We start from the raw sequence: 2,180 nt of genomic DNA, 5'->3' as shown, positions 1-2,180 counted from the left end.
AGGGAACATCTAACGGTAAAACTGTTGACAATAGCTTCACCATAACAGTTAACCCCGTCAATGATGCACCCACATTACAACAGGAAATAGCCAATCAAACCGCCACCGAAAATCAACCCTTCAGCTTCACCATTCCCGCCAACACCTTCACAGACATTGACGGCGATAATCTCACCTACAACCTAGCAATAGTAACAGTCCTCCCCAGTGGCATCACCTTTGATAGCGCTACCCGTACCTTCAGTGGCACCCCCTCCGATACTGCCTCCGGCACCTATAACCTGATAGTAATCGCCAGCGACCCCGCCGGAGAAAAAGCCAACGATAGCTTTAGCCTCAACGTCCTCAACGCCATCAACGGTAGCAGTAGCAGTGAAACCGTCAACGGTACTAGCGGCGACGACCACATCAATGCTGGTGCTGGTAACGATAGCGTCAACGGCGGTGAAGGCAACGATATTCTCGATGGTGGCACAGGAAATGACCGACTCGCAGGCGGTCCCGGTGACGACACCTACATTGTCGATAGCAGCCGCGACGTAGCCATTGAAAATGCTGGCCAAGGACAAGACACCATCAAATCCTCTGTAAATTACACTCTCACCGTCAACATCGAAAATATCACCCTAACAGGTAACGCCAACATCGACGGCACAGGTAACAACCTAGATAATCTCATCACCGGTAACAGTGGCAATAACCTACTCAAGGGATTAGATGGCAACGACACCCTTATCGGTAGCGCCGGTAACGACACCCTGATTGGTGGAAAAGGAAATGATGTTCTTGTTGGCGGCGATGGCAGCGACTCATTCCTCTTTGGCAGTGGTGCTATCTTTAATACCAGTGATTTCGGAGTTGATAGCATCAGTGACTTTACTAAAGGAAGTGACAAAATTATCCTGAGTAAAACCTCATTCAATGCTCTTATCAGTACCATTGGCAATAGCTTACAAGCCGCCGAATTTGCTACTATTAACGATGCCGCCAACGAACTAGCCTTAGTTGGTTCTAGTAATGCTAAAATCGTTTACAATTTAGCCACAGGTAATCTGTTCTACAACCAAAATGGTGCCACAGCAGGATTAGGTAATGGCGGACTTTTTGCCACGCTTAATGGCATACCCAATCTAGAAGAAAATGATTCTCTCATCCAAAGTTAAGTCAGAAAATAGACGCAGGAGAATCCCCTCTCAAATTGACAATCTACACCCATACCATCGAAGAGCAAGTTTGTTTATGTTTAAACTCCCAACTTTAACCTTAATTACTGTTGCTGGTTTGTTAGTGGCGACGACAGAAACTTCCCCCGCCGCTGTTGTCAATGGAAGTTTTGAAACTGGTAATTTTTCTGACTGGAATACCAGTGGACAAACGAGCCTTGAAACTTCAAGTTTTGGCGTTACACCAGTTAACGGAAGTTATCAAGCAGTGTTACAAACTTGTTTTTTTACCGGTGCTTGTGATGACAGTCAATCTTTGACTAATGCTAATGATTTGGAATCATTTCTCGGCTTATCCGTTAATGAGTTAAGCAATCTAGGGGTGATTGAAGGCTCGGCCATCAAACAGACTATTACTGCTAATGCTGGCGATGTTTTCAGCTTTTCTTGGAATTTTCTGACCGATGAAGATGCGACTAATGTAGATTACAGCGATTTCGCTTTTTTTACCCTTAATAATACCTTATATTCTTTGGCGGATATTCAATCTATTTTTCCAGTTAATCCCTCTTTTTCCCATTTAAAGAAAGAAACAGGTTATCAAACCTACACGATACCAATATCGGTGACTGGAAATTATATTTTAGGGTTTGGGGTAGTTGATGTGGATAAGACAGGGGGAGGAGATAACACTATCAATTCAGCTTTATTAGTTGATAATATCAAGCTTACTAATATAGCCAAAGTTCCCGAACCTGATACTCTTTTCGGACTATTATTAACCCTAGGATTAGCCAGCAAGTGCAAGCGCAAGAATTGTTAACATCACCCGCTAAAATTGAGAAAAAGGGTTTCTTTGAGAAACCCTTTTTCTGCGTCAGTATATCACAAAAATTGCTTCGGTGCTTCAAGATAACTGATAACTGATAACTGATAACTGATAACTGATAACTGATAACTGATAACTGATAACTGATAACTGATAACTGATAACTGATAACTGATAACTGATAACTG

Annotated in this window: 2 protein-coding genes; both read left to right on the top strand. The window is 42.9% G+C overall.

From position 1 onward, the window contains the following. Positions 1–1,163 (top strand): putative Ig domain-containing protein (locus tag MICAI_RS16905; RefSeq protein WP_081504690.1); only part of this gene is annotated, 1,163 nt, incomplete at its 5' end. A gap of 76 nt (positions 1,164–1,239) precedes the next feature. Continuing rightward, entirely contained in the window at positions 1,240–1,986 is a 747-nt protein-coding gene (locus MICAI_RS16900; RefSeq protein WP_008204974.1) for a PEP-CTERM sorting domain-containing protein, read from the top strand. Positions 1,987–2,180: the final 194 nt, after the last annotated feature.

It is taken from the genome of Microcystis sp. T1-4, from assembly GCF_000297435.1.
Taxonomy (GTDB): Bacteria; Cyanobacteriota; Cyanobacteriia; order Cyanobacteriales; family Microcystaceae; genus Microcystis.
This window is presented reverse-complemented; position numbering and strand designations above follow the sequence as displayed.